This is a genomic window from Dietzia sp. SLG310A2-38A2 (assembly GCF_014145095.1).
GTDB lineage: Bacteria > Actinomycetota > Actinomycetes > Mycobacteriales > Mycobacteriaceae > Dietzia.
The window spans coordinates 1-1,526 of the sequence record NZ_JAALDX010000398.1; the positions used below are offsets into that span (position 1 = coordinate 1).

Annotated in this window: 2 protein-coding genes; both read left to right on the forward strand. The window is 71.4% G+C overall.

All coding sequences use genetic code 11. The features are described from left to right. Window positions 1-629: glycosyltransferase family 2 protein (locus G6027_RS13735; RefSeq protein ID WP_182637658.1), on the forward strand; the 629-nt coding region annotated here is incomplete at its 5' end. Window positions 630-709: 80 nt separating this feature from the next. Continuing rightward, window positions 710-1,526: NDP-sugar synthase (locus G6027_RS13740; RefSeq protein WP_346995740.1), on the forward strand; the 817-nt coding region annotated here is incomplete at its 3' end.

The following is a 1,526-nucleotide window of genomic DNA, read 5'->3' on the forward strand; positions in this document are numbered from 1 at the left end:
CCGAGTTCGACCAGGAGTTCGTGCTGGTCGTCAACCCGGACGTGTGGTTCGAGCCGGGGTCGGTGGACGCGCTGCTCGAGGCCGCCCACCGGTGGCCCCGGGCGGCGGCGTTCGGTCCGAGGATCGCGGAGACGGACGGTTCCGTGTACCCCTCGGCCCGCGCCGTGCCGCGGCTCGGCGCCGGTATCGGTCACGCCCTGCTGGGCCCGGTGTGGCCGGGTAACCCGTGGACCGCCCACTACCTCGACGACTCCGACATGGGGTCCGAGCGGACCGCGGGGTGGTTGTCAGGGTCGTGCCTGCTGCTGCGGCGTGAGGCGTTCGACGCGCTCGGCGGGTTCGACGAGCGCTATTTCATGTACCTGGAGGACGTGGACCTGGGGGACCGGCTCGGCCGCGCCGGGTGGCAGAGCGTCTACGTGCCGTCGTCGGTGATCCACCACGATCAGGGTCACGCGGCCAGGACCGTGCCGGAGTTCACCCTCCGGGCACACCACAACAGCGCGTACCTCTTCCAGGCGGACAGGCATCCGGCCGCGTGGCAGGCACCGATACGCTGGGCACTGAGGGCGGGTCTGGAACTGCGGTGCCGCCTCGCGATCCGATCCGCGCGGCGCGATCTGCGCTGACGCGGGGACGTGACCATCCACCGGCCCGTGTGGGCCGCGCGAGCGCGCGGCCGGGGGCCCACGACATCGGGAGTAGGACTGTGACCTCGACGACCCCCTCCAGCGCCGAGCCGCGCGAACTCATCGCCGACACCGAGGCGGTGGTCCTGGTGGGCGGCAAGGGGACCCGCCTGCGACCGCTGACCATCTCGGCGCCCAAGCCCATGCTGCCCACGGCCGGGCTGCCCTTCCTCACCCACCTGCTCTCGCGGATCCGGGCGGCGGGCATCCGGCGCGTGGTGCTGGGCACGTCGTTCAAGGCCGAGGTGTTCGAGGAGCACTTCGGGGACGGGTCCGACCTCGACCTGGAACTGACGTACGTGGTGGAGACCGAACCCCTGGGCACGGGCGGCGGCATCCGCAACGTCCTGGACGAGCTCACCGCCTCGACGATCATGGTGTTCAACGGTGACGTGCTGGGCGGTACCGATCTCACCCGGATCCTCGACCTCCACCACGCCAAGAACGCCGACCTGACCATGCACCTGGTCCGGGTCTCCGATCCCCGTGCGTTCGGCTGTGTGCCGACCGACGACGACGGCCGGGTCCTGGAGTTCCTGGAGAAGACGCAGGACCCGCCGACCGATCAGATCAACGCCGGCTGCTACGTCTTCCGGCGCGAGCTGATCGCACAGATCCCCGAGGGCGTCCCCGTCTCGGTGGAGCGTGAGACCTTCCCGCAGCTGCTCGCCGAGGACAAGCGGGTCTACGGCTTCGTCGACTCGGCGTACTGGCGGGACATGGGCACGCCCGAGGACTTCGTCCGCGGGTCCTCCGACCTGGTGCGCGGCATCGCGCCGTCGCCCGCGCTCGCGAGCCACCACGGCGAGGCGCTCGTCCACGACGGCGCGGGGGTCG